This window comes from Meiothermus sp. (assembly GCF_037443965.1).
In the GTDB taxonomy this organism is placed as follows: domain Bacteria; phylum Deinococcota; class Deinococci; order Deinococcales; family Thermaceae; genus Meiothermus.
In genome coordinates this window covers 69529-95916 of sequence record NZ_JBBINI010000010.1, presented here as the reverse complement: position 1 = coordinate 95916, position 26388 = coordinate 69529, and the positions used below count along the sequence as shown (strand labels likewise).

Sequence of the window (26388 nt, the reverse complement as noted above, 5' to 3'; positions counted from 1 at the left end):
CTTCGCGAGCAAGCCACCGGGCAGGCAACTCGGCATGACCGGTTCACACCGTTTGTAGCATAAACCCAGGGGCGTTACAAAAGCGTTACATATTCCAGCAGATGACCTTAATGGTTTGGAGGCTGGCAGCAGCACAAAAATAGAGCGTGCCAAACGGGGATAATACGGTTCCGCTCGAATCCTTCAGCGTTGGACGTAGTCAGAGGTGAAGGGTTCGAGCCGATAAAGCCTTATGGGGCCAAGAATCCGCCTCTCCTTCACTGTGAAGTCTGCTCTAACCGGCCTAGTTCCAGTGCCCACCTTCCTCGAGGGCTCGGGTAAACCACGCTGGAATCTGGTGTCCAAAGCGTTGGCCGGCAAAGTCCTGGGCAAACTCGCCGTAGTTACCGGACTGGATGGCCGTGCGGGCACTCTCCATCAGGCGGTGCAGGTAGCGCAGGTTGTGCAGCGAGATCATGCGGGGGGCCAGCATCTCCTCGGCCCGCACCAGGTGGGCCAGGTAGGCCCGGCTGTAGTGGGTGCAGGCGTAGCAGTCGCACGCGGGGTCAATGGGGCGGGGGTCGTCGAGGTAGCGCGAGAGCTTGAGGTTCAGCCGCCCCTCGGGCACCAGGGCATAGCCAAAGCGCCCGGTGCGGGTGGGGTAGACACAGTCGAACATATCCACCCCCAGGGCCACCGAGGCCACCAGGTCCTCGGGGTGGCCCACCCCCATCAGGTAGCGGGGTTTGTGCTCGAGCAGCAGCCGGGTGGAAAGCTCTACCGCCGGGTACATGCCCTCCTTGGGCTCCCCCACGGCCAGCCCCCCAATGGCCAGACCGGGGGTATCGAAGGCCACCGTGGCCTCGGCGCTGAAGCGGCGCAATTTCAGGTCAACCCCGCCTTGGGCAATGGCAAAAAGCGCCTGGTCGGGCCGGGTTTTGGCTTTAAGGCAGCGCTCGAGCCAGCGCAGGGTGCGCTCGATGGAGGCCTTGAGGTATTCCGGGCTGGCCGGGTGGGGCGGACACTCATCGAAGGCCATGATGATATCGGCCCCCAGGGCTTCCTGCACCTGGATGCTGTACTCGGGGGTTAGCTCGATCAGGTCGCCGTTAAGGTGGCTGCGGAAAGTAACGCCCAGCTCGCTGATCTGGCGCAGGTCGCCCAGGCTCATCACCTGAAAACCGCCCGAGTCGGTGAGCCAGGGGCCGTCGTAGGCGGCGAATTTATGCAGCCCACCTAGGGCCCGCACCCGCTCGGGGCCGGGCCGCAGCAGCAGGTGGTAGGTGTTGCTTAGAACAATCTGTGAGCCGATCTCTTTGAGCTCCCGCGGGCTGAGGCCCTTCACGCTGCCCTGGGTGCCGACCGGCATGAACAGCGGGGTTTGCACCAGGCCGTGGGGGGTGTGAAAAAGCCCAGTGCGGGCCCTGCCGGACTGGGCGGTAATGGCAAACTCGAACACCTGGGTATTTTGCGGCCTAAAGGCGCAAAGTGCAAGCGCGCCTATCCCCACCCATTGCCGAGGGAGAGGGTTTTATCTTCAGTTGGCCGTGCAGGTGCTGGGAGCCTGACAGCTAAAGCTGCGGGCCTGCTCGATGCTGGGCCCGTCGTAGCTGGTCTCGAGCCCCTTACCCAGCACTTTGAAGCCAGCCTCGACCTTGCTTTTGCCGTTGATGCCAGTTTTGAGGGCTGCCGAGCCGTTGTTGCCGTTCAGGGTCAAGTTGATGAAGGGTTTGGCCTCGAGGCTGGGCCCAGCCAGGCCATAAAACTTGATATCCATCGCCAGCCCCGCGAAGGCATTGCCCGTGCCCTGCACTGGAACCGAGTAGTTGAAGGTGGGGTTGAGGGCAAAATTGGCGGTGAAGGCGTTGCTCCACCCGCCGTTGGTGGTACGGCTGCGGTTGTAGTCAAGTTGTACGTTGGTGGTGAAGGTGGGCGCAATACCCACCTGCACCGTTACCTTACCACTGGCCCCACTGCTCACTCCAGCAATCAGCTTGGGCTGCAACACCACCACCACCGGCACGCTGCCCACCAGGAAAGCCCGTTTGATGTTCCAGGAGGCCAGTTCGCGGTTGACGTTGAAAGCGCTGTAGCTGGCGTTGGCCTGGATGGTCGCGGTGATCTGGGCCTTGAGGGTACCGCTCATCCCGGCCCTGAACACCTCGATGCTGCCGCTGCTGAACTTGAGGTTGAAATTGGGTTTGAGGGTTTGCTCAATAAAACCGTTGAGGGTGACGCTGGCGCCGGGTACCCCCGGAATATCAAACTTGACGTTGGTCAGGTTAATGCGTCCGGTGAAGTCTTGCACGCTCACGCCATCCAGGGCCTGCACCATGTTGGCCTCGCCGATGGTCAGGTCGGTCTCGAGGCTCACATCACCCGAAGCAATGGCATCCTCGAGGGCTGCGTTCTCGGTTTTGAGGTAGAACTTTCGCACCGCCTGACCATTAACCTCACCTGCGCCCGTTTGTGTTGCCTCGGTAATTTTCCGTACCAAGCCTTCGCCCTCGTCACTGATAACAATCTGACCAGCGGTTAGGTCTTTATCGGTTTGCACATTCATGTCGGTAGCGGTCGCCGAATCCACCTCATCGTCTGGCAGCACCACCGCATTGGGCTTCAAGTCCAGGCTGTTTTGGGGTGCAGTAGGGCCGCAAGCCACCAACAGGGTCACGGCCAGGGGTAGCAAAAAGAGGGCTTTCATTGTGGCACCGCCTCCATCCAGGTCTCGACCACATCGCGCACTTGGGCAGCGCTCAGGTAGGCCTGGGTGTGCCGGTTGAACTCCTCGTTACTGAGTTTGCCCCTAAACAACTCCCGGTTGGTGGCGGGCGTATTGGTATACAAGAGCCGGAAGCGCGAAGGCCCCAGCGGCGGCACCACCAGGTAGGTGGCCTGGCCCTGGGCGTTGCGGTCGGTGGCCAGCGGGAAGGTGTGGCGGCCTGCGGGCAACTGCACGTTGCGCTCGAGCACCACGGTGGTGGTGTCGGAGTCCATGGTAACCAAGGTTACGTAACCCGGCTGGCTCAGGGTAAAGCTAAAAAACACCCGTTCGCGCAGCTTGTACTTACCGCCCTCGCCCCGGTCGGGGGCAAAGTTGCCGATGATAGGCTGCAAGCCCCATTCACGGCGCTGGTTGTCGCTTATTCCAACCTGGGGCGCACAGCCCACGAGCAACAGCAAGACGAATGAAAGGCCCAGGAATCTCATCCCCAGAGTCTACCCCTTACTTCCTGAGAACATCTCAGAGGACTGGATTAAGACAGGCTTTAGGGAAGATACTGTGCAGTGTGGAGCGCTATCTGCTGGTCATGCTGGGCGGGGCCATCGGGGCCATGCTGCGCTATGGGCTGGGAGCCTGGGTGCAGGGCCTCTTGGGGCCGGGGTTTCCCTGGAGCACTTTTTTGATTAACATCACCGGCAGCTTCGTGATTGGGCTGGTGCTGCGCCTGAGCCTCGAGGGGGCCCTCAGCCCGGAGTGGCGGCTGTTTTTAGCGGTGGGGATGCTGGGCGGCTACACCACTTTCTCCACCTTTAGCTGGGAGACCCTGACCCTGGTGCAGCAGGGGGAGTGGTTCAAAGCCTTTTTGTACGTGGTTGGCAGTGTGGTGCTGGGGTTTGGGCTGGTCTGGCTGGCCTACCGCTGGGCCGGGAGGTGGGTATGAAACTACAGGGTGTAGCCAAGCTGGTGCGAATTTTTCTGGGCGAGTCGGATAAGTGGCAGGGGCAGCCCCTTTACGAAGCGATTGTGCTCGAGGCCAAAAAAGCCGGCCTGGCCGGTGCTACTGTTTTCCGGGGCTTCATGGGCTTTGGGGCCCACTCCCGCATCCACACCGCCAAAATCCTCCAGCTATCCGAAGACCTGCCCATCTGCATCGAGATGGTGGACAGCGAGGAGAAAATCCAGGCCTTTATGCCCACCCTCGACCAGATGGTAAAAGAAGGCCTGATCACCATGGAAAAGGTCGAGGTGATTCGCTACCGCTCCCGCTGAGGGTTTTGTGCCCCCGCTTACCCGGCCATCCGGGCCCTGCGGCTATGCTGCGGTTTATGTTCGGCAGTTTCTTCAAGCCCAAAAACCTGGACAGCGACCGGGTGCCCCCCGGCCAGGTGCTCACCGAAAAGTTCCCCGTGCTGACCTACGGCCCCACCCCTACGGTTCGCCCGGAGGAGGTTCGGCTGGAGATTAAGGGGCAGGTTGAGGAGCCCAAAACCCTGAGCTGGGCCGACCTAATGGCCCTGCCTCAATCCAACCTAACCGCCGACTTCCACTGCGTGACCCGCTGGAGCAAGCTGGATGTCCAGTGGCAGGGTATCCGGGTGCTCGACCTGATGCAGCAAGTCAGGCTCAAGCCAGAGGCTAGGGCGGTACTCATTCATTGCTACGGGGGCTATACCACCAACCTCAGCCTCGACGATTTTTTGCGCGCAGAGAATATCCTGGCCCACACCCTGTTTGGCCAGCCCCTCCCGCGGGACCATGGCGGCCCTTTGCGCCTGGCAGTGCCGCACCTGTACGCCTGGAAAAGCGCCAAATGGGTGCGGGGTTTGGAGTTTTTGGATAAGGAGGAGCTGGGCTTCTGGGAGGTCAACGGCTACCACCGGCGGGGCGACCCTTGGAAAGAAGAGCGCTTTAGCGACTGAGGGCTCCCCCTCGTCAGCCGATTTTGGGTGCAACGCCTGACGGGCCTGTGCTTTTGAAAGACCTTTAAGCCATAGGCCGTTGGGTATAAAATGCCCCCGTGGACTGGACAGCCTGGCTTGTTTTATTGCTGGCTTATTTGTTTGGCTCGGTTCCCGCGGGGGCCTGGGTAGCCCGCTGGTATGGGATAGATATCCAAAAAGTGGGCTCTGGAAACACCGGGGCGACCAATATCCTTCGCACCCTAGGGGCAGGCCCGGCACTGGCGGTGGCGACTTTTGACGTGCTTAAGGGCGGTATTGCAGTGTGGCTGGCCCGTTTTGTGGGTATTGAGGGCCCTTTGTTGGGGGGGGTGGCCCTAGCCGCGGCGCTGGGCCACAACTACTCGATTTTCCTTCGCTTTACAGGGGGCAAGGGGGTGGCAACCAGCTTCGGTACCCTGCTGTTTTTGGATCCCCCGCTGGCCCTCTTGACCTTTCCTGTAGGTATAGCGACCATGTGGCTTACCCGCTTTGTATCGGCAGGAAGCATGATTGGGGCTCTTACCGCAGCGGTGATGACCCTTGCCTTGGGGCGGCCCTTATGGGAAATCCTGACCGTGACGGCGCTGTCCGCCTTGGTTTTTTGGACCCACCGTGACAATATCAAGCGTTTGCAAGCGGGCAATGAGCGCCGTCTTGGGGATAAAGCCGCTGCCCCAACCGATGGCGTTACGCGCTAGCCGGTTTTGGGTATCAAAATTGGCACTAAAGCCCTCGAGTCTCGTCTAGACTGGAAAGGTGCGGGGGATATCTAAGGCGTTTACTAAAAATAACAAACGAGCGGCTTACTTCTGGGCAGCCCTGCTGGCTGTGCCGGTACTGTTTTTGATCTGGCTATTGCGCCCTGAGGAAGGCTTTATTCGCTGGTTATACCCCTTTTTTATGCTGATGTGCGCAAGCTGGGTCTGGCGACTGTATCGCGGGGTCGATCTAAACCGCATAGAGCGCGAGACCATCGCCACGGTAACGGGTTTTTTTAGTATCAAACTGGCCTATTACCTATTTTGGGGCAACCTCGAGCACAACTGGGTCGAGATCGAGAGCACCTACTGGGTCATGGCGTTTATCATGGTTCTGCTCTACATCGCTTTCGACGCCCGCGAGGGCCTGGCGTACAGCCTGTCCTTGGCGGTGGTCACCCTGATCCTGGGCTTGTTGCGCCTGGGAGGCGAGATTGTTATGGGCCAGCACCAGAGCGAGTTTTTAGCCTTTGTGCGCTCCGAGATGAGGCTTTTTGCCATGGCGGGTTTGCTGTACGCGCTGGCTATGGTTAAAGACCAGCTGGCTATGGCCCACCGACGGGTGGAGGAAATGCACACCCTGGCCCGTACCGACCCTCTTACCGGGCTGCCCAACCGTCTGGCCTTGAGTGAGTATCTGGAAGGAGAATCCCATCAGGCGCACGGGCTATACGTGGTGTTGTTGGATCTCGATCACTTCAAGCAGATCAATGACCGCTATGGGCACAACGTAGGAGATGGGGTGCTCAAGGAGGCAGGCCGACGCCTGCGCTCTTCTTTGCGTAAAGGCGATGTACTGGGGCGTTGGGGCGGCGAGGAATTCATGATTATTATGCGCGGAGACAGCCAGCACGATGTACTGGCAGCAGTGGAGCGTCTGCGCGAGGATGTTGCTTTCTGGCCCTTCGATGGGGTGGGGGCGGTATCGGCAAGCTTTGGGGTTGCCGAGGGCCACATGGGCGATAGCATTCATAACCTGCTGGATCGGGCCGACAAGGCTTTGTACCAGGCCAAGCGCCTGGGCCGCAATCGGGTTGAATTCAGCCTAGCGTAGGTAGGGCTTATCGCGGTTCCCTCTATTTTTTACCGTCAGTCCTAGCGGCAAAAAAACAAGTTCAGCACAGTTTTTTTAACTTTGAGGATTGCTGGGTTCTTTCCGAGAACCACTCTAGGGGGATCGCGCTAGACGTACTACAAGATAGAGGCGATGCGCTCCAAAGCCTTACGGATGTTTTCCTCGCTGGTGGCGTAGCTAAACCGCACATGGTGGGGAGCCGCAAAATCGGTGCCCGGCACCACCGCGACCTTGGCCTCGCCCAGCATTTTTAGGGCAGCCCGGTTCTCGTCGGGGTCAATCTTGGAAACATCCGAGAGCACGTAGAAGGCCCCGTTCACCTTGGGGGTAGGCAGACCCAGCGCGTTCAAGCCATCCACAATGATGCTGCGGCGCGCCCGGTAGGCTTCACGGGCCATCGAGATGAACTTTTGCGCTTCCTCTACATTGTTCAGGGCCTCCACCATGGCCCACTGGGCGATGGTGTCGGGGCTGGTGGTGGACTGGCTGGAAACATCAATGATGCCCTTGATCACGTCTTTGGGGCCCCCGGCGTAGCCGATGCGCCAGCCGGTCATGGCGTAGGCTTTGGCCGCGCCGTTGACGGTGATGGTACGATCGGGGGCCACGTGGGCGGGCGAGAAGTGCTCGCCCTCGTAGATGAGATGCTCGTAAATTTCGTCGGAAACGATATAGAGATCGTGCTTGTTGGCCAGTTCGGCAATGGCCACCAGCACCTCTTTGGGATACACCGCCCCGGTGGGGTTGCCGGGCGAGTTGAGCACGATGGCCTTGGTGCGGGGGGTAATCTTGTGCTCAATCTCGGCGGGGTCGGGAATAAAGCCCGATTCGGGGCCGGTATTGACCTCCACCGGCACCCCCTCGGCAAAGCGGGCCATCTCGGGATAGCTGACCCAGTAGGGGCCAATCACAATCACTTCGTCGCCGGGGTCGAGGATGGCCTGGAACAGATTGAACAGGCACTGCTTGCCCCCAACCGTGACCACGGTCTGATCGGCAGGGATCTCGAGGCCGTTTTCCCGCTTGAACTTGGCGCTGATGGCCTCGCGCAGCTCGGGGATGCCCGCCGGTGGGGCGTACTTGGTTTTACCAGCAGCCATAGCCCGGAGGGCGGCATCCTTGACGAACTGCGGGGTATCGAAGTCGGGTTCACCGGCCGTCATGGCGATTAGGTCTACCCCCTGGCGGCGCAGCTCGAGGGCTTTGGCATTCACCGCCACCGTCGAAGATGGCTTCATGGTTTTGACACGTTTGGAAAGGCCTCGCATACCACGCTATTGTCGAGGGTCGGCTGGCAAAGCGCAAGGGTCTTTCGAAATGCCCCCACGATAGGTATTTCAATTGTGGTTTTACAGGATGGTTTTTTGGGGTTTGCGGCAGCCCAGCCTCAGCACCAGACCTTTCAAGTGATGGCCCATTTCTAATTTGGAGATCCTTAACGCTCCAACCAAGACCTCCCCTTCCCCGGCGGCAACACCGGCCACTGTTGTCGGCGCACGTGTCGCTCGACCTGTTGCACGGCCTGGGTGGCTTGCTCCACCCACTCCACGGGATACAGTGGGGCCTTGGTCGCAAACTCTTCCAGGTCGAAGGCCTGGCAGGTATGGTCGGCCTTGCACTTGACGTCTATCTCTAGGTCGTACTGCCAGATGCGGTCTGGCTCGAAACGCGGTGGGGTCTGGATGTTCCAGTAGTACTCCAGCACGCTCCCCTCCGCATCCAGGTCTGGCCCCCCCGAATACCAACGGCCCACAAAAAAAGCCACATACGCCTGGTGATCCACCCGGAGCAGCCAGTTTTTGCTGACGTGGTGAAATTCAAACCCCAGCGGCATGTAGACCAACACCCCCTCCTCGCGCAGTTCGTACACCTGGGCTTCCCACCAGTAATGCAGCGTATCGGCAGGATATTTCCAGAATTCAACACGCAGGGTCTGGCCGATCTGATAGTTCACCATTGGACTCACCCTTCTATCGCTGGCGTTCTGGCAAGCCATCCCACAACACCGGGGAAAGAGCTGGCAAATTCATGGCAACTGAGGTTTTGAGCATGCCGCTCTAAGCCTATCGCATCTGGAAGGCCATTTTGGAGTTAGTCCAAGCATTAGAGAGTTGATAGCGATAGGATTATTAGTCGAGATACCCATGAAACGTTTGATCGTGTGTTGCGATGGCACCTGGCAGTCGCTGAACAATGCCTATCCCACCAATGTGCTGAAAATAGCCCAAGCCATCAAGGTGGTGGATAGCAAGGGGATTCATCAGGTGGTGTACTACGATGGGGGAGTCGGAACCGGTAAAGGAGCCAACAGGCTCACCGGAGGGGCTTTTGGTGTGGGCATAGACGAAAAAATCCAAGATGCTTACCGGTTCTTGTGTCTCAACTATGCTGCGGGTGATGAGGTATATCTGTTCGGCTTTAGCCGGGGGGCCTACACCGTGCGCTCGTTGGCTGGCCTGATGTATAACTCGGGCCTATTGCGACGCGAATATATTCGCAAAACCGCTGAAGCATACGAGCTATACCGCAACCGTACCCACGAGGCACGGCCAAGTGGCAAAACTGCCATCGCGTTTAGACAAGCCTATGGTGACAGCATAGACATCACTGTGCTGGGTTGCTGGGATACAGTCGGCTCGCTGGGGGTGCCGGAGATATTCCCGCTGGTCAGCGACCTGATCAACCAGCGTTATCGCTTCTACGACACCCACATCAACCGGCGCATCGGTAAGGCTTTTCATGCTGTGGCGGTGGATGAAATCCGCGAAGTATTTAACATGACCCCCATGCAGCCAAGTAGCGATCGCGAGCCCGAGCAGGTAGTACAGGTCTGGTTCCCTGGCGAACACGGTTGTGTGGGAGGCGGGAGCCAAAAAACCAGAGGACTTTCCGACGCAGCGCTGGAATGGATGATTGATCAGGTGGAACCTTTGGGTCTGGAAGTTGACCGCAGTCGGGTGGAAGATGGCATCCAGCCCGACCCCACCATTCCCTTCGACAATCGTCCAACAGGTATTTTTAAGCTAACCGGGGTCATGACCCGTACGATTCATGACCGCTTCGACAACCTTCACCCTACCGTTCGAAAGCGCTGGCATATGATTGAGGAATACGAACCTCCCAATCTCAAACCCTTCGAACAATACCTCGACGAATGGAACCCCGATTAGGTGGTGAAATAAACGCAGCGCAAAAACAGTCCAGGCTCTAACACGGTTGATTCTATTTTGACGATAGGCAGTGGTTGGTCCTCAACAGTGTCTGTGATTCAGATACCGTTCGTTACATGATAAACGAATCACCGACATCATTTTCCGGATCAAGAGGGACTGTTATTAAGTGCGCCCCACGATAGAGATTTTGGGTTGGTTTTACAGGATGGGTGTTTGGGATTTGCAGTAACGCAATCTCTGCACCAAACCTCTCAAGCTATGGCACATTGCTAAAGTAACGTCAGTTCGGAGATAGAAAAGCAGCATAAACCGGTGTGGCACGGCAGACTCACGCTAAAGCCTCCCCTACAGTGTAGGGGTGGACTTTACGATGCCGGTAGGCTGATTGACGGGCTTTCAACCTTCGGCTCAGCTTTTTCAGCTTTTTGGATAACTTCGAACTGACGTTAAGGTAGAGATACTTGACCAATACTTAGGCATTGGAAAGGCAAATGATGGTCAGATAACAAAGCAATCCGTATGTGCTGGAGACTCAGAACAAGCCGCTCAACCAGAAAATTCCCCAATTCAACGGGCCGAATCCATGGCAAAATCAACTTACCCGAGTACTGGTCATTCAGTACAACACAAATGCGGCCCAATAGGCAGGGTGGGCGAGGTCGGGGCGGCGGAGGAACTCGAGTTTGGTCTGGCGCAGGGCTACATCTATCGGCATTCCGGCTTTGAGGCGCTCCAAGAGGCGGGGCGAAAACTCGGCACTATTGGAATCGTTAATGGCCCACAAGGTGAGGAGGGTATTGAGGTTTCCGGCCACATACAAAGCATATGCCAGCCCCATCACACCCTCACCGCGCACCTGCTGCCCCAGCCCGGTGTTACAGGCTGAGAGAATTACCAGGTCGCTTTGCAGGCGCAACTGAAATACCCGCCCCAGGTCCAGCACGCCATCGTCCTGGCTGGTCTGGCTGAGCAAAACCGCCACCTGCCCGGGAGATTCGGGGTCTACAAAACCGTGGGCAGCCAGCAGCAAATAGCGATAACTGGCAAGGGTTCCGTTCTGGCTGAGGGCTTGCAACCGTGCCAGGCTAGCATCGGGGCCAATCCAAGCCTGGGCTGTCGGGGCAAACACCTGGGCAGCAGCTCTGGCCTCACGCTCGGCACCAGGCAAAGCAACCAACTGCAGGCCACGCTTTTGCAGGGTGTCGAGCAGGGAGCGGTTGGTGCTGCTGTTGGGGCGAAGGCTGGGGTCGTAGACCGGGTTGCCTAGGGCCAGCAGGCTGGGCCTATCACTGGGGATACGGCTGGCCCTAGCCCGCAACTGGGCGTAGACCGAGAGTGAGGGAGTGTAGCTGAGGGCGAACCGCTCTATCAGCAAACCCTCACCAACCCGGAGCGTCTCGAAGGGCAGGAAAGCCAGTGGGCCATCGGGGGAAATGACCAAGCGGCGCACCCCGGCACCCAGTCTGGCCACGATGGGTTCCAGCAGAACCTGGCCCAAGGCTTGGCTAAGGACACGCCAGTCACTGATACGCTGGGCGCCCTGGGGAGGCTCCTCGCGAGCTGCGCGCAGGACAAAGGAGCCGTCGCTCAGTCGGTAAATTCGCTGGCCCTGCCGCTCCAGGCCCAGTGCACCATCGGGGCTCTCGAGTAAGCGCCGATAGGCAGCGAGGGTGGCGGAAAAGTTGGGTGGGAGGCGTAGGCCCAGCGTACTGACCTGTTCGGGCGTGATGATAAAGACCTGTAGGGCTGTATCGAAATCCACGAAGCTGATCAGCGCACCATCTTGGGGCACTACCGAGAGGGCTTGCTCGAGGCTCAGCAATTGGGGCTGGCTGAGCTGGGCATAGCGCGGATACTGCTGGGCCAGGGTTTGCTGCAAGGCGGCGGTCTCCTGGCTGAGCTGGAGGCGCTGGGCTAGGAGGTTGCTGCGCTGGGGCTCTTCGGCGATCAGGAGGGCTTCCTCGAGGCGGGCAAAGGCGCTTTGCTGGGCCTCGAGGCGGGCCACTACCTCGGGGGGCAAGACAGCAGCCTGTACGGCCTGTTGTGTACTGAGCGAATCCAGCAAGGTGCGTCCCTTGGTCAGCTCGGAAACCCGAAAAGCCTCCGGCAAGTCTCGCAGCTCGAGCAGCAACAACAAGTAGTTCTGGTACAGTGGCAGGTTCTCACTCAACAAGCGGCGACGCTCTTCGGGTGGGAGCGGTTGGGCACGGAGGCGCTCGAGGCGCTCCAGGGCCTCGGCCAGAAGTGGCTTGGCCTCTAGGCTGCGCCCCAGGTTCCATAAGATAGAAGCCCGGATGGACAGAAAACGCAGGCTGGTGAAGTTGTCCTCACCCAACCTACGGCCCCAACCCGCCTCGGCCAGCACCAGGTATTTGAGGGCTTCACCTGGCTGAGCGTTGACTAGGCTCAGGTTAGCGAGTTGCTCCAAAGTCATGAGGGTTTCGTAGTGATCGGAGCCAAGGCGCTGGATCTGGGCATAGAGGGCCAGCGTCTGTCGGAGGGCTTCTTCCTTCCGCCCGGCCAGGTAGAGTCCGCCCGCCCAGGCCCGCCACAGGTTGAGGGTACGGGAATCATTGGGGCCATAGGCCAGACGCGCACGGTCGTAGAGGATCTGGTAGATTTCCAAGGCGTCATCCCTTCGGTTCAGCCCGTTCAAGATGTTTGCCAAAGCCCGAAGCGCATTGGAGGTTTGCGGGTGGAGAGGCCCCAGGGTCTGCTCGGCCTTGGACACTAGGTCTTGGGTCAATCCCGAGGCCTCCTCGTAGCGCCCAAGGCCGATCAAGGTGGAGACCACCCCTTGGTGGGCCAGCAGGGTATTGGCATGGCTGGCCCCTAGCAGCCGGGCTAGGTTGGTGCGAGCTTCCTGGTAGAGCACAAACGCTTCACCGGGGCGTCCGGCACGCTCGAGCATCAAGGCCTGATAGGTGCGCTGCTGCCAGACCCCAGGCAGGTCTCCACGCAGTTTGAGGCTGAGGGGAAAAACTATGGCAAACGCCTCAGCAGCCTGAGGAAAGTGGTTAGCCCTCATCGCCAGATTAGCACTGTATTCGTTCTGAGCCAGCTCGAGCCACTCCTGGGGGTCACTGTTGGTTTTTTGCAACTGTCCCAGGGCTTTGCTGAGGATGCAGCCCTCGCTGGGGGTCTGGAGTACCATCTCAAACTCAAGGCGCTCTACTCCGATGCTGCCTAGCCAGCCCAAAGTGTAGCGCGGCGTACCCGGCAGCGAAGAGGTCAGGACTTGGCCCTCGAGCCGTGCTGAGGGCATTTCTCGACCAATCAGGTAGCCTTGCTGCCCGGCCCCCACCAGCCACACTGGCAGAGAGGTGGGCAGGTCGAGGCAGCCCGCACCGCTGTATTCCAGGCTGCTCAAGCTGCCCTCATATAGCGTTGGAACTCCTTGAGCCAGGGCCAGCCCAAGCCCCACCAACCAGCTCCACACTCGAGCCATCACTGCCCCAGGGTATCGGCGAGAATTTGTTCTTCCTCCAGCGTGCTGGGGGTCATCAACGTGACCAGAATACCCAGCACCGGAAAGTCGGCTTGCAGACGCAAAGCCTGCTGATAGGCTTCCAGCGCCCAGCCCGGCTGGCGAGCCAACCAGAGTGTGTGGAACATGGCCCGGCTATCCGATTGGGCAATTTCGGGGGGGCATCGGGTAGGGCTGCGACGACCTCGAGGTCATCCACCACCACGCTGCCGTTGCCCGACTCTAGGCGCACCCGGTAAGTACCCGCCACCAGCGGCTGGGCCAACTGCAACACAAACCTCTGCTCATATACATCGCTGCGCACACGCACAATCGGCTGCCCACCCTGGGAAAGGGTTAGCGAATAGGGCGCAGCCGCCTCGGCATAGGGCAGCACAATGCGGATTGTACCCGCCACCAAGCGGTTATGCCCCAGAGCCAGCAGAGGCATATACACGTTGCGTTTGGCAATTTCGGCGGTGCGGCTGGCAGCCTCTACAGCCCGTGGGGCTGCCCCACCAAACCACCGCTGACCAATGTTTTTGACATTTTCACCCAGCGTCGCCGCCAACCCCCGTACCACCGGCGGTGCGGTGCGAGGCATCTGCAAAACTAGGCGCTGGCCTGCCTTCAGTTCTCGTTTCTGGGGGCGGCTGGTGGCATAGCCGTAGCTCAGTTGGGTATCGTGCACCGCTTCGACTGTATCCCCTTCACAGGCCGCTGCAGTTTTACCTGCGGCAACGGAGAGCGTATTGGCCCCGGCAGTCCAGCGCAGTTCGGCTGTGGTTAGCACATAGAGGGGTTCTTGGCAGCGCTGCGCCACTGCCAACCCCGCCCCTAGCAAAATGGCAAACCCCCATCGCTTCATATCGTCTCCCGTTTACGCATTTGCAAAACTTTCTTGCGCTGGTTGAACCAAGCCACCAGCCGCTCTACCAGTTGGAGTGTAAAGATCATCAACACCACATCTACCCACAACGCTTGTTGCGAGAACAGCGTACCCATATACACCGCCACGATCAAAAAAACATACCCCATTAAGCGCTTGATCCAACCTGACTTGAGCCAGTGGCGCAACAGCGCATAGATGCCAAGCAACAAAACCCCCAACCCCAAGCGCCAGCCCCAGGCCAGGGGCCGCAGTTGACCCGAATCGCGCAGCGAATAGTAGGCATTCACCAGCACCCAGACTCCCGGCATCATCCCGATGGCGGTACGGTGCCAGTCTTCGTGCGGCTGGTAGGTACTGCCCACAAAGACCACCCGGCCCTCGAGGGCTTCCAGGGGTGGCCAGCCATTGTAGTTGACGGGACTTTCTAAGACCCAGGCCGGATAGCGCACCGCGCCTCCCTCGCTGCCCCAAGGTAGGCTGTAGATCACCCGTTGTTCACCTTGCTGGCTGTCTCCCAGATTGATCCAATGCTCCCCAAGGCGCACCCGACAATCCCCCTTCTCACGGCAGGTTTGTAAGCGCTTATACAAGGCAGGGGCGGGTAAATCCTGGTTCAGCCAGAGCAACAAAAGCTGCACCGAGGGAAGATGCTGCGGGGTAGAGGGTAAAACCCCAGTCGAAACCTCACCGCACTGCGCCAGTTCGCTGCGGGTAGTCGAAAACTGCCAGAAACGCACCACCCCTTCACTCAGAAAGGTAGGAGAAGCCCATGTGATATGGGGATTGTTCGCTACCACTGGATCGTCGAGCAGCCTGGAATAACGCACACAAGCCAGGCTCTGAGTGCGCCTGAAGGTACGCATCAACACCAGCTTGGGGGCATCGGGCTGGCCCAGGCCATACTGTCGTAGGGTCTGCTGCAAGCGCTCGGTGCCCAAATAGGCATAGAGTTGCTCGGCCCTGGGCGATTTTTGCAGGGCCGCTGCTAGGTCAAAGTCGAACACAATCACCTTGGGCTTGTACTTCACCAGCCCGTCCAGCACCCCTGCTAGGCGGTCATGGGGGAGGCGGGTTGGCTCCCCCCAACGGGTGTAGGTCTCCTGGTTGATCTCTACCAGCGCCACCGGATTTTGTTTTTCCAGGCCATAGGGGCGGCTCCACTGCATTACCCGGTCTATGCCTTCGTTCTCCACCGCCCGCACATAGGGGGTGAACCGCAGCATGCCCAGTCCCATGAAGATAACCAGCCCCACCAGTAAAGCCCACCAGGGCAGACCCCTTCGCTCCTCCGAGACAAACTCTGACTGCAGGCGCTTGCCCAGCATGGCAAGTTGCAGTTTGAGGTCGGGCCACCTGGATTGGGGCATTTGGTTTCATTATGAACAGGGCCAAGCACCGGCTGCAATCAGGTCATACGCATTTCGGTAGTATCGTTCACTTTGACAAGCCTAAACGATACTACCGAAATGCTTTTCTACTCCCTTCGGTCGGCTTGAATCCTTCACCTTTGACTCCGTCCAACGGTGAAGGATTCAAGCGGAAACGGTATCACATGCCGTTACGATTGGAGCAGCCAGACCGTAACCCCCTGAGGCTGGGTTAATCTGGTTTATCCGGCGTGGAGTCGCTGTCCCCATCTTCGAGGCGCTCGAGTTCCTCGCGCTCCTCCTCTGGGTTGGTCACAATCCAAACATAGCGAACCAGCACCGCCAGGGCTAACAGTGCAAGCAAAATCAGCAGGGCCAAAGCAAACATTAGGACAACTGCGCCTTCACTGGGGACCGATACCAGGATCGAATGATGCCAGGGGAAGAGGTTTATGAGTCCGGGTCTTACAAACATGAGACTAGCACACCCTTTGGCCCTGCCGCGACCAGGGGGCTGCCCTGGTGGGTCAACGGCTGCCTTTGCAAGGGCAGCCAAATCCGGTAGCGTGGTTGCATGCGCCGCTGGCTGCTCCGGTTTTTTACTCTGCTGGGCTTGCTGGCCGGCTTTGTGGTATTCCAGGAGACCGTGGAGTTCTACCTGCTCAAAACCTGGGTCAACCTGACCCAAGCCCCCTCTCCCAAGGCCAATCCGGTGGGGCGTGCTGTGGCAGATGTGGTACTGCGCGAATACTACGACCGCCTCGAGGCCATGGCCCTCTACCGCAACCTCGAGGCTTGTACCCACCCAGACTGTTTCTACAGCGTGCTCTACGACCTCGACCCCCACGCCAACCTCTATACCCCCAACGCTGTTGGGACTGCGGTGAGCTGTGACCTGCAACCCACCGACCAACAGCAAAGCCGCATTATTTACTTGCACCTGCGTACTTTCGAGTTGGACGAAAGCTGCCTGGAGCAGATATGGGCCGTGGTACAGCAAGCGCAGGCCCCCAATTCGTTGGTGCTAGATCTACGCGGCAACGGCGGAGGTTATTTTGAAGATGCGCTGGCCCTGGGCTCTTTTTTCATTCCCAGCGGAACCTTGCTCGCCACCCCCTACGAGCGGCATCTCTGGCGTTATGCCGATGCCTACCTCAACCTTCCCCTGCGGGTCACCCAAAGTGGCCTCGAGAACCGCCAGGGCGAACCCTATCCCTTCAGAGACAGCCAGCCCCGCAAAGTCAAACCCCAGCGCATCGTGGTGCTGATAGACCGGGACTCGGCCAGTGCCTCCGAGATTTTTGCCAATTTGCTGGCCAAATACGCCTCGAGCGAGGTAGTCATTGCCGGAGCCCTTTCCATGGGGGTGGGCAACACTATCCTGACCACCTTCCGGGCAGGGGATTTCGAGCTGGATCTACCCACCGCTGTCTTGCCGGGCTTTAGCCCCTACGCCGAGCCCCACAAAACCCTCGAGGAAGCGGGCGAACTCCTAGGCATCGAAGGTTTCCCAGCCATCGCGGCCCATGAATAAGAACCAGATGAGTTCCGGCTTTTGGGCCATTAACCCCTTCTTGTCCTAGCCTCAGAAGTGCTGGTGCTAGGCTAGCGGGCATGAAGCGGTCGCCCCTGGGTCTGTTGGTATTGGGCAGTATGCTGATCCTCGCGGCCTGTGCCCCCAGGGCCAGCACCGCCTCGGAAAGCAGCGTGCCCATCAAGCCGGGCGAAACCTACGTACTGGAGGTACGCGGCCTACAGATTGCCAAGGGCAACAGCTTCACTCTCACGGTCGGCAACCAGCTCGAGCGCCGTACCACCCTGGGCCGGGACTGGTTCTTCGTGACCGCCCGCCCCATCACGGCAGCGGCCAAGGGCGCCAACTTCAACTACTACCCCGACCGCCAGACTTTGAGTGTGGTGGTCATGCTGGATGCAGCCGTGAGCAACAACCAGGCCAGCCGGTTGGAAGTGCTCTACTGCGACCTTAAGCAAGGCCAGGGCGGCTGGACGGGCGCAGCCAACTACGACGCTAGCCTAAAGGACAAAACGCTGAAAGACGGAACCTGCACGCTCCGGCGAACTTGAGGGCACTCTAGAAGGCGCGCTAGCGTGCCACCCACTCAAGTTTCGCCACGCCTCCTCCGGATCTCCCCCCAGGGCCAACATGGGGGGAGATTTCGTTTTGTTCATCACCGGATATGACCTATACTTGCCTTATGCCTCGCCCCCAACCGGTGGCCCAAACCAGCTTTGAGGCGTTCCTCGAGCTCGAGGCCCGGTCGCAAACCCGGCATGAGTTTGTGAATGGTCTGCTGTTTGCAATGGCCGGGGGAACCGATTACCACAACATCATCGCCGGAAATATCTTTGTGGCTGCCAAAGAAGCCGCAAAAGGCACGGGCTGCACGGTATTCATCGAAAATATGTTGCTGCAAACCCCGGAAGGCCCCACCTACTACCCCGATGTATTCGTAACCTGCGAGGAGGCCAACGACGGCGCACGCTTCAAACGCTTCCCCTGCTTGGTAGTGGAGGTTTTGTCCGAAACCACCTCGGACATTGACCGGGGAGAGAAATTACACAACTACAGCAAAATCCCCAGCCTAAAAGCCTACGTGCTGGTATCGCACGACCGTAGGCTGGTGGAAACCTACCGGCGGCTTTCGGATGCAACCTGGCGTTACGAAACCCTGGAGAAAAGCGGGGCGCTCGAGCTGCCCTGCCTGGATACAAAACTGAGTTTAGACGAAATCTACGCCGGTGTGGATTTTTTGAAAATCGGTTCCTAGAGCGGTCTTCAGAAAAAATAGTAGCGTCCTATCGATTTCCCTATCCCTCCCATCCCTACACCCACCACTCGAGCCCATCCTCCCCAAACGCCTGCGGCGCAACCGCCGTGCCCTTCTCGAAGTAAAGGGGCTGGTAATCCGGGGCGCGGTAGACCTCCAGCTTCTCTTCCAGGAGGTTCACAATCCATACCTCGGGGATGCCCGCCTGGGCATACAGTGGCACCTTCAGGCTGCGGTCTTGGGCCAGGGTGGTGTCGCTCACCTCGATCACCAGTAGAACGTCTTGTGGGTAGGGGTCGCGGTCTTTGTAGGTAGAAAGGGGCGGCTTCAAAAGCATCAGATCGGGCTCTGGCTCAGAGTCTGGCGCAATAATCAGCGAGCACTGCGGCATTACCACTGTACGCTCGGAAAAGGTTTCGACCAGCATCTGGGTGAGTGCTGTGACGCAATAGCGATGACGATAGCCCATCGGCGATATGTGATAAACCTCACCATTCAATAGCTCCACCCGGCCCTGCCCCAAAGCGCCTGCGGCATAGGCTTTGTGGTAATCCTCGACGGTGAAACGGTGCTTCACCATGGCTCGAGTATAGCAAGCGGGGTCGGCCACTTTGAATTTTGAGGTGCCTCGAGATAAACTAGTAAAAACTAACGAGCGTTAGTTTGGTTTTGGGGAGGAAAGATGCCAGCAAAGTACGGAGTGCCCAGCGATGCCGATTACAACCAGCGCCTGGCCGAGTTCGAAGCCCGCATCCATCGTGGCGAGAAGATCGAACCCGGCGACTGGATGCCCGAGGAATACCGCCGCCAGCTGATTCGCATGATCTCGCAGCACGCCCACTCCGAGGTGGTGGGGATGCTGCCCGAAGGGGCCTGGATCACCCGCGCCCCCACCCTCAAGCGCAAAATGATCCTGATTGCCAAGGTGCAGGACGAGGCCGGGCACGGCCAGTACCTCTACCACGCGGCCGAAACCCTGGGCGTGTCGCGCGAGGCCATGCTGGAAGCCTTGCTCTCGGGCAAGGCCAAGTACTCCTCCATCTTCAACTACCCCACCCTCACCTGGGCCGACATCGGCACCATCGGCTGGCTGGTGGACGGGGCCGCCATCAAGAACCAGACCATGCTGGCGGCCTGCTCGTATGGCCCCTACAGCCGGGCCATGGTACGCATCTGCGCCGAGGAGACCTTCCACCACAAGCAAGGCAAGGAGATGGTACTCCTGTACGCCAAGGGTACGCCCAAGCAGCGCCAGATGGCCCAGGATGCCATCAACCGCTGGTGGTGGCCGGCCCTGATGATGATGGGACCGCACGATGCCGACAGCCCCAACTCCGAGGTGCTCACCCGCTGGGGCATCAAGACCAAGTCCAACGACACCGTGCGCCAGGAGTTTATCAACGAACACGCGCCCGAAATCCTGGAGGCCGGCCTCACCCTCCCCGACCCCGACCTGCGCTACGACGAGGCCACGGGCAACTGGATGCATGGCCCCATCAACTGGGACGAGTTCTGGCAGGTGGTGAAGGGCAACGGCCCCATGAACAAAGAGCGCCTGGAAGCCCGTCGCAGGGCCCACGACGACGGAGCCTGGGTGCGCGAAGCGTTAGAGGCCTACGCCACACGGCAGACAGCCGTGGCCGTCTAAAGGCGAAGAGAGAGGCGGAAAGGGGAAAGCAAAGTCAACAGCTTGGGTTTCACTTTTCCCGCATTTGAGGTTCTATGGACACCCAGTGGTCTCGTTGGGAAGTCTTCAAACAAGACACCCCTAATAAGCCCCATCAGGCGGTAGGCTCGGTACACGCCGCCGACCCCCAGCATGCCCTTCTGACCGCCCGCAACGTCTTTGCCCGGCGGCCCCAGGCCGTAAGCATGTGGGTGGTACAAGCAGACGACATCTTCTCCTGGACAAAAGAGGAGCTAGCAGAGAGCAAAGCGCACAGAGCAGAAAGCTTTTTGGCCCTCAGCCCTCAGCCTTCGCCCCTCAGCTCATATGCGGTCTTCCGCAAAACCAGCCACAAACGCTCCATGACTTTTGTGGACTATGTGGGTGAGGTGAAGGCCCGTTCGCCCGAAGAAGCCCTCGAGCAAGCCCTGGCCACCTTTACCGATACCGAGGCCCTGTCCTGGTGGATTGTACCCACCGACAAAGTGTATCGAAGCGACCCCAGCCAGGAGACGGTAGAAAGCTGGTTTGCCCCAGCCAGGGACAAAACCTACAAGCAGCAGCAATACTACGCTACCATCGGCTCGCATGTGAGCAAGCACAAAACCGGGCGGGAGAACGACGATGAGGAATGAAATCAAGCAGGCCCTGATCGCCAAGCTGACCGCGCTCGCTGACGACGAAGTTATTCTGTCGCACCGTGACAGCGAGTGGACCGGCCATGCCCCTATTTTGGAAGAGGATATTGCCCTTGCCAACATTGCCCAGGATGAGTTGGGCCATGCCTCGGTGTGGTATGGCCTGCGCAAGGAACTCGATGGCTCCGATCCCGACCAGTTGGCGTTTTTCCGTGAAGCGGGCGAGTATCGCAACACCGAGTTGGTCGAGTTGCCCAAAGGCGACTGGGCCTTCACCATGCTGCGGCAGTATTTGTATGACCTTTACGAAGCGCTTTGGCTCCAATCGGCCAAGAACAGCAGCTACCAGCCCCTGGCCGATGCAGCCAACAAAGTTCTGCGCGAGGAGCGTTTTCACCTCCAGCACACCCACGCCTGGGTAGAGCGGTTGGGCCTGGGCACCGAAGAATCCAACCGGCGCTTGCAGCAGGCCCTGAACATGCAGTGGGGCTATGCCCAGCAGCTTTTTGTGCCCATCCCCGGTGAAGAACTGCTAATAGCCGAGGGCATCGTGCCCGACCTGGCCTCTGTAAAAGAACGCTGGCTCGAGCACAGCACCCGCCACCTGCAAGCCTCGGGCCTCGAGCTGCCCATCAACCCCGGCTACCAGCCCACCTCCCGCACCTACCACACCGAGCACCTGTGGAGCATCCTGGCCGAGATGCAGTCCACCGCCCGCTGGGATGCCGAAGCCAAGGTTTGGTAAGATGACCGCCCTACCCAGTACCGAGCAAGTTTGGAAAGCCCTGGCCCAGATTCCCGACCCCGAGATTCCGGTGATCAACGTGGTCGAGATGGGCATCGTACGGGGTGTGGAGATCGAAGGCAACAAAGCCACCATCACCATGACCCCCACCTTCTCGGGCTGCCCGGCCCTGCACCTAATCAAAGAGCAGTTGGAACAAACTGTTCGGTCGCTGGGCTTCAATCCGGTCGAGGTCAAGACCGTGCTATCCCCAGCCTGGAGCACCGATTGGATTACCCCGGAAGCCAAGGAACGCCTGCGCCAGTATGGGATTGCACCTCCCAGACCCAAAGGCACGCAGGACTTTTTGATAGAACTCGAGCCCGCCCCCACCCCCTGCCCGCGCTGCGGTTCTCTCAACACATCCGTAAAGAACACTTTTGGCCCCACCCTGTGCAAGGCCATTTACGTCTGCAACAACTGCCAGGAGCCCTTCGAAAGCTTCAAGACCGTGTAGGCAGCAAAACCGTTGAGTAACGCCCAAAAACCCGTTTTGGGTCAAATGTAACTGAGCTCCCCCCTGACATGGGTGTACAATTTCCCTGCTTCAAAGAGCGAGCAGGAGGAAATTATGAAACGTGTAGCACTACTCGGCAGTGTTTTGGCTTTGGCTTTTGCAGGCTGTGGTTTGATTAGCAGCCCACCCATTGATAACCCCTTCCAACTCAATGGCAAACAGACCACCTTCAACCTCGGCCCCAGTGCAGCTGCCACCGGTACAGCCAACGTGACCGCTACCTTTGAAGACCTCACCAACCTCAACCTTCCCGCCAACCCAAGTGGTTTTTCTTATAATCTGGCAATCTCGAGCGTAAGCTTTGGCGCAGGCTGCCCAGCCACTATTCCCTCACCCATCAACGTCACCATGAGCGCCACGTTGACCATTTCAGATGGTAGCGGGGCTACTGCGCGTAGCGCCCAATCCACCGCCAACAACGTGCAGTTCACCCTTACCAGCAGCGGCAGTCAAGTTACCGTAGGCAACCTGACCAACGGTACCCTCAACCTCAACGTGGGCCAAACCCTACCCATCATCCAAAACGGTGGACAGAACACGGCCGTACTGGCAGCCCAAATCACCACCGTCAGCACCCCCGACCTAGCCGGCTGTGCCATGACCATCACCTGGGGCGGTGGTCAGGGCGTCCTACGCTTCTAAAATCCTGCTAGAGAAAACCCGCTCCTAAACGAGCGGGTTTTTTTATGGCGGTGGCAGCTCGAAGTAGCGCCGCAAAACGTCGCGCACCTCGGGGGGAAGGGGTTCGGACTCGAGGTACTTCTCGGCTTGGCGCTGCACGTTTTGCGGGGGCTGGCCCGAGGCCCAGGGGCTGGGCAGGGGTGCTGGTCTCCCCTGTCGGTTTTCCCCCCGGCTGAGCGGCGCTTCGCCTGCTGGGCGCTCGGTACGCAAGGGCAGATTCTGGGGTGGGCGGGCCTGCGGGGTTTGTCCCTGAGGGCTGCCGCCTTCGCCACCGCGAGCCTGACCCTGGCCCGGATTATCTCTCGAAGGCTGGCCCTGCCCTGGTTGTTGTCCTGGCTGCGCTTGTCCAGGTTGGGATGGCTGCGCTTGTCCAGGTTGGGATGGCTGTGCTTGCCCAGGTTGGGATGGCTGTGCTTGCCCAGGTTGGCTCTGGGACGGTTGCCCCGGCTGGCTGGGCTGGGTTGGCTCCGATTGCGGACGGCCTGCTTGCGAGGGCTGTGCTTGTCCAGGCTGTGTTGGCTGTGCTTGACCGGGCTGATTGGTCTGCGGCTGTCCTGTCTGATTGGGTGGATTCTGCCCAGACTGCGCGGGATCTTGCCCGTTTGGACTGGACGGAGGCTGTTCGCGGCCTTGCAGGTTTTCGCCCGTTTGACCGGGGCGCGTTGCATCCTGGCCGACCGCGTCCTGCGGTTGGTCCTGTCCTTGAGCACCCCCCTGCTGTGCGGGTGAGTCTGTTTGCGTAGGCTGCGACTCTTCTGCTGGGTTGGTGGCTTCCCCAGGTTCCACACCGGGCTGCTCGCCTTCGGATGAGTCCCCTTGCGAAGGAGGGGGTTCCGTTTGCTGTGGGCTGGGGCTGGGTTGGGCTGGGTCGGTTGGGCTGGTGGTTTGTGGTGGGGGGCTCGAGCCAGGCGGCGTAGAAGCCACCCCGGGTGAAGGTAGAAAGGGCAATTGCAGAGGGGGCAACACCCACGCCACCCCCACCAACATCAGATAGAGGACAGCAAAAACCCAGGGCAAAGTCGGTAGTCTGGCCCCGCGCACACTGGCCTCCGATTCGGTTTGCAGTTGGCCCCGCCAGGGGTGGTTGGCCGGAGCTTCCAGCGCGCTGCGGTAGGCCAGGCCGTAGCGTCGGTCGAGGTCGGCCAGGGCACGCCGCTGCTCCCAGCGGGAGGGGTACAGCAAACCCAGCAACGACCCCAACACCCAGGCCGGATGCACCAGCCAGGCCAGCGGCAAAAGCAGCAAGGCCAGCCCTGCCGCCAGCCAGAGCCGCACCCGCCAAGCCCGTCTTGCAGCCCATACCCGGTGCATATGTACAGGGTACCGGGGATGGGTCAGGGCAGATAGGATTCAGTGCACGATGGCACAGGTTGTGCCGTCGGGGGAACCGCGCGGGGATTGGGTCTCTTTCTGCACTTGGCTACCCTAGCGCTCTACCAGCAAAGAAGTATTTGTATTGCTAAATAGCTTCAGGTGGATACGCTGACCAGCCGAATCGTAAAAGTAAGCAGGCTGGGTCGCAGCGTTGAGTTCGTCTAGGCTGGCCAGGGAAGTAAGCGCTGTTTTACCGGCGCAGTTAGTTCCGGGCTGCAAGGGTTCCAGCGCACAGCGGTAAACGGTGAAGACAGGGGTACTGCTGGGGAGCACCACCCGCGCTGCCAGGGGGGTTTCGTCATGGTTTTTGTGTTTGGGAAAGAGCCGCAGGCGGACATACTGCCACTGGCTTAGGTCGGTATCCAGGGTGTAGGTGCGCCCATGAATTAGCGTCCAGTAGAAGGGCGCGTTGGTTACATCGCTGCTGCTCAGTTGAACCCCATCGTCGCGTGTCAGACTAGGTACGCCCAGCGCGTAGCTGCGAAAGAAGGTGTTTGTCTCGGGAATTAGGTTGAGGTATTCCATCGGGGCTGGGCAGACCCTGGCATTCGCGGATGCCAGGAGCGTACAGGCCTCCGTGTACATGGCCCTCGAGCCCACCGAAGCCGGTACCACCACACTGGGCACCCCACTGCCACTGAGCGAGCCGTCGAGATCCTGCACCGCCAGATCGCTGCTGCCGTTGCAAAGGTTGAACTGAGCATTCACCCATCGAATGTTCTGGGTGATCATGTTGGGGCCTTCACGAAAGCAATTGCGGGTTTGGATGGCACTGGTTCCCGGCCCAAAATTCACAAAGGTCACGTTTTGCAGGGTAGTGGTGCCTCCATACTCCTGCACCCCCAGGCGGCCAATCTCCCCTTCGCTATCGAGGTTGGCGCTCTTGCCCACTATCAGCGAATCGCGGATCCCGTGGCTACCAATGCTCACGCCATTGTCCGCCAGGATCGAGTCGCGCACCTCCATAATCACCTCGCCGGCTGGATCACCAACTGGATTGGCCCAAAGCGCCGAACGGGTTTTGTAAATTGTGGTACGCTCGAGCACAAAAGGCCCGTGGGTGGTGGGCGCAGCCCGGTTACCGGTAATCCACAGCGCCCCCAGGTCACCTACATTGCCTGGAGCACCAATAGCCTTGCCCAACAAATAGGAGTGAATCACATTGTCACGAAATTCAAAGCGGCTGGCGTCTACCGCGCCCACGTTGTCGAACCAGAAGGCAGTGAACTCGCCCCCTGCTGCCACATTACCCACAAAACGGTTGCTGGGGCCCTTAATCCAGAAAGTAGCGGCCTGATCGTCATTTTGCCCTACCTGGACGGGGTTGCTGGGCAGATAGGGGAAAGCCCTGGTCAGCACCGCTAGGTTGCCCTCGAAGTGGTTGCCCTGTTCCGAGCCATCTTCGGTCATGATGCTATGACCCATGGTGTCATATAAAACATTGCCCTTGACCCGCACATTATCGGTTCCGTGTACCACAACGCCGCGTTGGAAGTTGCTATGGAAGCTGCTGTTTTCAAGGTAGTCGCCTGCTGAATCCCCGTTCAAATGCCAGTGGAAGGGGTAGCGGGCCAGGCGATTAAACTGACCCAGGCGGCGAAACTCCACCCCGCGCACCTTGCCACTGCTGCGCATAGCTGGGCTGGTTTCGCGGCGTATGGGGCTGGAACCCATCACCATCACATGCCCGCCAAAGCCACCTGCATGGTTGTCATCGCCCTGAATCACAATATTGCGCGACAGCAGCCCCACCTCGGCCCGCTGATCCAAGACACGGCCATCGAAGGTCTGCAACTGTCCAAAGTGTGCGTAGTCCAGTGCCCGATCCAGCGTAAGGGTATTGCCGCTGATGGCCTGGATGGTACGGGTTTCGGCCTGGTAGGGGTCGAGTGCCGAAGAAGCAATTACAATTTTCTCCCCCACCCGCCAGTCTGCCGGGCTGCTCAGGACAATCTGAGTGCTCCCAGCGGGTGCGGTCGCGCCCAGCTTGGTCCAGGGCACCCGGTTCTCGCCAATTATTTCCAGCCTGCCCCCCATCATGGCACCCAGGAACTTGGCCCCCATGTCCATAATGTTCTCTTCGGGGTTGGAGCCGGTCAGGGTAATAACCACTTTGTGGGTGAAGGGCTGGGCCTCCGAACCGATGCTGAGCTTGCCAGGGCCGTGCACCATTAGATAACCCGTACTGAGGTTGAGGTTCTTGCGAGCAAACTCCAGCTCCCCCAGTACCGTAATGCCTGCCAGCGGGGGTGGGTCTTCATCCAGGATAACCTTGCTGCCCGCTGGAATAACCACCGCGTCACCGGCCTTGGGTTTTTGTAGGTTGAGACTGGCCCAAAAACGCGCATCCGACCAATAGCCTGTATCGGCCGGCAGCGGTGTACCGAACTGGCAAGCGCTCAGGCCCAGCAGGAAGAGCAGAAACAGGTGGCGCAGGTTCATAAGAACTTAGCAAGCAACGCAGCATGCCCTCCCAAACAGGCTGCCATCAATCCACACGGTAGCGGGGTATTATCAAAACCTCAACCGCTCAACTTAAGGTTACGCCGCGTGACACGCAAAAA

Annotated in this window: 26 protein-coding genes; 14 read left to right on the top strand and 12 right to left on the bottom strand. The window is 59.4% G+C overall.

Going from position 1 to position 26388, the window contains the following annotated elements:
- Positions 1 to 283 precede the first annotated feature (283 nt).
- The 3 genes from tgt to WKI89_RS07635 form a co-directional block, all read right to left on the bottom strand.
- Positions 284 to 1438 carry a tRNA guanosine(34) transglycosylase Tgt gene (gene tgt / locus WKI89_RS07645; RefSeq protein ID WP_337868579.1) on the bottom strand — a complete coding sequence of 385 codons (1155 nt, stop codon included), beginning with the start codon at positions 1436 to 1438 and terminating at the stop codon, positions 284 to 286.
- 78 nt (positions 1439 to 1516) lie between these two features.
- Entirely contained in the window at positions 1517 to 2683 is a 1167-nt protein-coding gene (locus WKI89_RS07640; RefSeq protein ID WP_337868578.1) for a hypothetical protein, read from the bottom strand.
- Entirely contained in the window at positions 2680 to 3189 is a 510-nt protein-coding gene (locus WKI89_RS07635) for a DUF4384 domain-containing protein (protein ID WP_337868577.1), read from the bottom strand. Before WKI89_RS07635 ends, WKI89_RS07640 begins: the two co-directional genes overlap by 4 nt.
- A gap of 80 nt (positions 3190 to 3269) precedes the next feature.
- Between WKI89_RS07635 and crcB the strand changes: the two genes are divergently transcribed.
- From crcB to WKI89_RS07610, 5 genes are all read left to right on the top strand, one after another.
- Positions 3270 to 3644, top strand: coding sequence for a fluoride efflux transporter CrcB (crcB, locus tag WKI89_RS07630; protein WP_337868576.1), 375 nt, complete (start codon positions 3270 to 3272; stop codon positions 3642 to 3644).
- Complete coding sequence (locus tag WKI89_RS07625) at positions 3641 to 3973, top strand: DUF190 domain-containing protein (protein ID WP_337868575.1); 333 nt, start codon at positions 3641 to 3643, stop codon at positions 3971 to 3973. The genes crcB and WKI89_RS07625 overlap by 4 nt, the downstream gene beginning before the upstream one ends.
- Before the next feature lie 56 nt (positions 3974 to 4029).
- The gene (locus WKI89_RS07620; RefSeq protein ID WP_337868574.1) at positions 4030 to 4623 is read left to right on the top strand and encodes a sulfite oxidase-like oxidoreductase; all 594 of its coding nucleotides are present in this window, start codon (positions 4030 to 4032) and stop codon (positions 4621 to 4623) included.
- A 98-nt stretch (positions 4624 to 4721) separates the two neighbouring features.
- A complete protein-coding gene (gene plsY, locus WKI89_RS07615) occupies positions 4722 to 5342 on the top strand; it encodes a glycerol-3-phosphate 1-O-acyltransferase PlsY (RefSeq protein WP_337868573.1) in 621 nt (206 codons plus the stop codon).
- Positions 5343 to 5400: 58 nt separating this feature from the next.
- Positions 5401 to 6456 (top strand): GGDEF domain-containing protein, encoded by a 1056-nt coding sequence (locus WKI89_RS07610; protein WP_337868572.1) that lies wholly within the window; start codon positions 5401 to 5403, stop codon positions 6454 to 6456.
- Between the two features lie 137 nt (positions 6457 to 6593).
- On the opposite strand, the gene WKI89_RS07605 is transcribed toward WKI89_RS07610, so the two are convergent.
- Entirely contained in the window at positions 6594 to 7745 is a 1152-nt protein-coding gene (locus WKI89_RS07605) for a pyridoxal phosphate-dependent aminotransferase (protein ID WP_337868571.1), read from the bottom strand.
- 167 nt (positions 7746 to 7912) lie between these two features.
- Positions 7913 to 8434 (bottom strand): DUF402 domain-containing protein, encoded by a 522-nt coding sequence (locus WKI89_RS07600; RefSeq protein WP_337868570.1) that lies wholly within the window; start codon positions 8432 to 8434, stop codon positions 7913 to 7915.
- 187 nt (positions 8435 to 8621) lie between these two features.
- Here WKI89_RS07600 and WKI89_RS07595 point away from each other — a divergent pair, with 187 nt between their 5' ends.
- Positions 8622 to 9647 carry a DUF2235 domain-containing protein gene (locus tag WKI89_RS07595; RefSeq protein WP_337868569.1) on the top strand — a complete coding sequence of 342 codons (1026 nt, stop codon included), beginning with the start codon at positions 8622 to 8624 and terminating at the stop codon, positions 9645 to 9647.
- A 619-nt stretch (positions 9648 to 10266) separates the two neighbouring features.
- On the opposite strand, the gene WKI89_RS07590 is transcribed toward WKI89_RS07595, so the two are convergent.
- The 4 genes from WKI89_RS07590 to WKI89_RS07575 form a co-directional block, all read right to left on the bottom strand.
- Positions 10267 to 13098 carry a CHAT domain-containing protein gene (locus WKI89_RS07590; protein WP_337868568.1) on the bottom strand — a complete coding sequence of 944 codons (2832 nt, stop codon included), beginning with the start codon at positions 13096 to 13098 and terminating at the stop codon, positions 10267 to 10269.
- A gap of 55 nt (positions 13099 to 13153) precedes the next feature.
- Complete coding sequence (locus WKI89_RS07585; protein ID WP_337868567.1) at positions 13154 to 13984, bottom strand: hypothetical protein; 831 nt, start codon at positions 13982 to 13984, stop codon at positions 13154 to 13156.
- The gene (locus WKI89_RS07580) at positions 13981 to 15375 is read right to left on the bottom strand and encodes a CHASE2 domain-containing protein (protein WP_337868566.1); all 1395 of its coding nucleotides are present in this window, start codon (positions 15373 to 15375) and stop codon (positions 13981 to 13983) included. Before WKI89_RS07580 ends, WKI89_RS07585 begins: the two co-directional genes overlap by 4 nt.
- 232 nt (positions 15376 to 15607) lie before the next feature.
- Complete coding sequence (locus WKI89_RS07575) at positions 15608 to 15763, bottom strand: hypothetical protein (protein WP_337868565.1); 156 nt, start codon at positions 15761 to 15763, stop codon at positions 15608 to 15610.
- Positions 15764 to 15949: 186 nt separating this feature from the next.
- Here WKI89_RS07575 and WKI89_RS07570 point away from each other — a divergent pair, with 186 nt between their 5' ends.
- From WKI89_RS07570 to WKI89_RS07560, 3 genes are all read left to right on the top strand, one after another.
- Positions 15950 to 16909 (top strand): S41 family peptidase, encoded by a 960-nt coding sequence (locus tag WKI89_RS07570; RefSeq protein WP_337868564.1) that lies wholly within the window; start codon positions 15950 to 15952, stop codon positions 16907 to 16909.
- 80 nt (positions 16910 to 16989) lie between these two features.
- Positions 16990 to 17460, top strand: coding sequence for a hypothetical protein (locus tag WKI89_RS07565; RefSeq protein ID WP_337868563.1), 471 nt, complete (start codon positions 16990 to 16992; stop codon positions 17458 to 17460).
- 131 nt (positions 17461 to 17591) lie between these two features.
- Positions 17592 to 18164: a Uma2 family endonuclease gene (locus WKI89_RS07560; RefSeq protein ID WP_337868562.1), complete on the top strand. Its 573-nt coding sequence runs from the start codon at positions 17592 to 17594 to the stop codon at positions 18162 to 18164.
- A gap of 55 nt (positions 18165 to 18219) precedes the next feature.
- Here the strand turns inward: WKI89_RS07560 and WKI89_RS07555 are convergent, their stop codons facing one another.
- Positions 18220 to 18744, bottom strand: coding sequence for a Uma2 family endonuclease (locus tag WKI89_RS07555; protein WP_337868561.1), 525 nt, complete (start codon positions 18742 to 18744; stop codon positions 18220 to 18222).
- Between the two features lie 102 nt (positions 18745 to 18846).
- On the opposite strand from WKI89_RS07555, the gene paaA reads away from it, so the two are divergent.
- The 5 genes from paaA (at position 18847) to WKI89_RS07530 (ending at position 22411) form a co-directional block, all read left to right on the top strand.
- A complete protein-coding gene (gene paaA / locus WKI89_RS07550) occupies positions 18847 to 19812 on the top strand; it encodes a 1,2-phenylacetyl-CoA epoxidase subunit PaaA (RefSeq protein WP_337868560.1) in 966 nt (321 codons plus the stop codon).
- 74 nt (positions 19813 to 19886) lie between these two features.
- Positions 19887 to 20465 (top strand): phenylacetic acid degradation protein, encoded by a 579-nt coding sequence (locus WKI89_RS07545; protein ID WP_337868559.1) that lies wholly within the window; start codon positions 19887 to 19889, stop codon positions 20463 to 20465.
- Complete coding sequence (gene paaC, locus WKI89_RS07540) at positions 20455 to 21213, top strand: 1,2-phenylacetyl-CoA epoxidase subunit PaaC (protein ID WP_337868558.1); 759 nt, start codon at positions 20455 to 20457, stop codon at positions 21211 to 21213. The genes WKI89_RS07545 and paaC overlap by 11 nt, the downstream gene beginning before the upstream one ends.
- Before the next feature lies 1 nt (position 21214).
- Complete coding sequence (gene paaD, locus WKI89_RS07535) at positions 21215 to 21709, top strand: 1,2-phenylacetyl-CoA epoxidase subunit PaaD (protein WP_337868557.1); 495 nt, start codon at positions 21215 to 21217, stop codon at positions 21707 to 21709.
- A 114-nt stretch (positions 21710 to 21823) separates the two neighbouring features.
- Positions 21824 to 22411, top strand: coding sequence for a hypothetical protein (locus WKI89_RS07530; RefSeq protein ID WP_337868556.1), 588 nt, complete (start codon positions 21824 to 21826; stop codon positions 22409 to 22411).
- A 42-nt stretch (positions 22412 to 22453) separates the two neighbouring features.
- Here WKI89_RS07530 and WKI89_RS07525 read toward each other — a convergent pair whose 3' ends face one another.
- On the bottom strand, positions 22454 to 23761 hold the full coding sequence (locus WKI89_RS07525; protein ID WP_337868555.1) for a hypothetical protein: 1308 nt from the start codon (positions 23759 to 23761) through the stop codon (positions 22454 to 22456).
- Positions 23762 to 23875: 114 nt separating this feature from the next.
- A complete protein-coding gene (locus tag WKI89_RS07520) occupies positions 23876 to 26266 on the bottom strand; it encodes a G8 domain-containing protein (RefSeq protein ID WP_337868554.1) in 2391 nt (796 codons plus the stop codon).
- Positions 26267 to 26388: the final 122 nt, after the last annotated feature.

Coding starts and splice junctions, on each gene's coding strand:
- WKI89_RS07560 (WP_337868562.1), top strand. CDS start 17,592: ATGCCTCGCCCCCAACCGGTGGCCCAAACCAGCTTTGAGGCGTTCCTC.
- paaD (WP_337868557.1), top strand. CDS start 21,215: ATGACCGCCCTACCCAGTACCGAGCAAGTTTGGAAAGCCCTGGCCCAG.
- WKI89_RS07575 (WP_337868565.1), bottom strand. CDS start 15,763: ATGTTTGCTTTGGCCCTGCTGATTTTGCTTGCACTGTTAGCCCTGGCG.
- paaC (WP_337868558.1), top strand. CDS start 20,455: ATGAGGAATGAAATCAAGCAGGCCCTGATCGCCAAGCTGACCGCGCTC.
- WKI89_RS07605 (WP_337868571.1), bottom strand. CDS start 7,745: ATGCGAGGCCTTTCCAAACGTGTCAAAACCATGAAGCCATCTTCGACG.
- WKI89_RS07525 (WP_337868555.1), bottom strand. CDS start 23,761: ATGCACCGGGTATGGGCTGCAAGACGGGCTTGGCGGGTGCGGCTCTGG.
- WKI89_RS07530 (WP_337868556.1), top strand. CDS start 21,824: ATGAAACGTGTAGCACTACTCGGCAGTGTTTTGGCTTTGGCTTTTGCA.
- WKI89_RS07625 (WP_337868575.1), top strand. CDS start 3,641: ATGAAACTACAGGGTGTAGCCAAGCTGGTGCGAATTTTTCTGGGCGAG.
- WKI89_RS07580 (WP_337868566.1), bottom strand. CDS start 15,375: ATGCCCCAATCCAGGTGGCCCGACCTCAAACTGCAACTTGCCATGCTG.
- WKI89_RS07640 (WP_337868578.1), bottom strand. CDS start 2,683: ATGAAAGCCCTCTTTTTGCTACCCCTGGCCGTGACCCTGTTGGTGGCT.
- WKI89_RS07585 (WP_337868567.1), bottom strand. CDS start 13,984: ATGAAGCGATGGGGGTTTGCCATTTTGCTAGGGGCGGGGTTGGCAGTG.
- WKI89_RS07635 (WP_337868577.1), bottom strand. CDS start 3,189: ATGAGATTCCTGGGCCTTTCATTCGTCTTGCTGTTGCTCGTGGGCTGT.
- WKI89_RS07555 (WP_337868561.1), bottom strand. CDS start 18,744: ATGGTGAAGCACCGTTTCACCGTCGAGGATTACCACAAAGCCTATGCC.
- WKI89_RS07520 (WP_337868554.1), bottom strand. CDS start 26,266: ATGAACCTGCGCCACCTGTTTCTGCTCTTCCTGCTGGGCCTGAGCGCT.
- paaA (WP_337868560.1), top strand. CDS start 18,847: ATGCCAGCAAAGTACGGAGTGCCCAGCGATGCCGATTACAACCAGCGC.
- WKI89_RS07600 (WP_337868570.1), bottom strand. CDS start 8,434: ATGGTGAACTATCAGATCGGCCAGACCCTGCGTGTTGAATTCTGGAAA.
- WKI89_RS07570 (WP_337868564.1), top strand. CDS start 15,950: ATGCGCCGCTGGCTGCTCCGGTTTTTTACTCTGCTGGGCTTGCTGGCC.
- WKI89_RS07620 (WP_337868574.1), top strand. CDS start 4,030: ATGTTCGGCAGTTTCTTCAAGCCCAAAAACCTGGACAGCGACCGGGTG.
- WKI89_RS07565 (WP_337868563.1), top strand. CDS start 16,990: ATGAAGCGGTCGCCCCTGGGTCTGTTGGTATTGGGCAGTATGCTGATC.
- WKI89_RS07595 (WP_337868569.1), top strand. CDS start 8,622: ATGAAACGTTTGATCGTGTGTTGCGATGGCACCTGGCAGTCGCTGAAC.
- WKI89_RS07545 (WP_337868559.1), top strand. CDS start 19,887: ATGGACACCCAGTGGTCTCGTTGGGAAGTCTTCAAACAAGACACCCCT.
- WKI89_RS07590 (WP_337868568.1), bottom strand. CDS start 13,098: ATGGCTCGAGTGTGGAGCTGGTTGGTGGGGCTTGGGCTGGCCCTGGCT.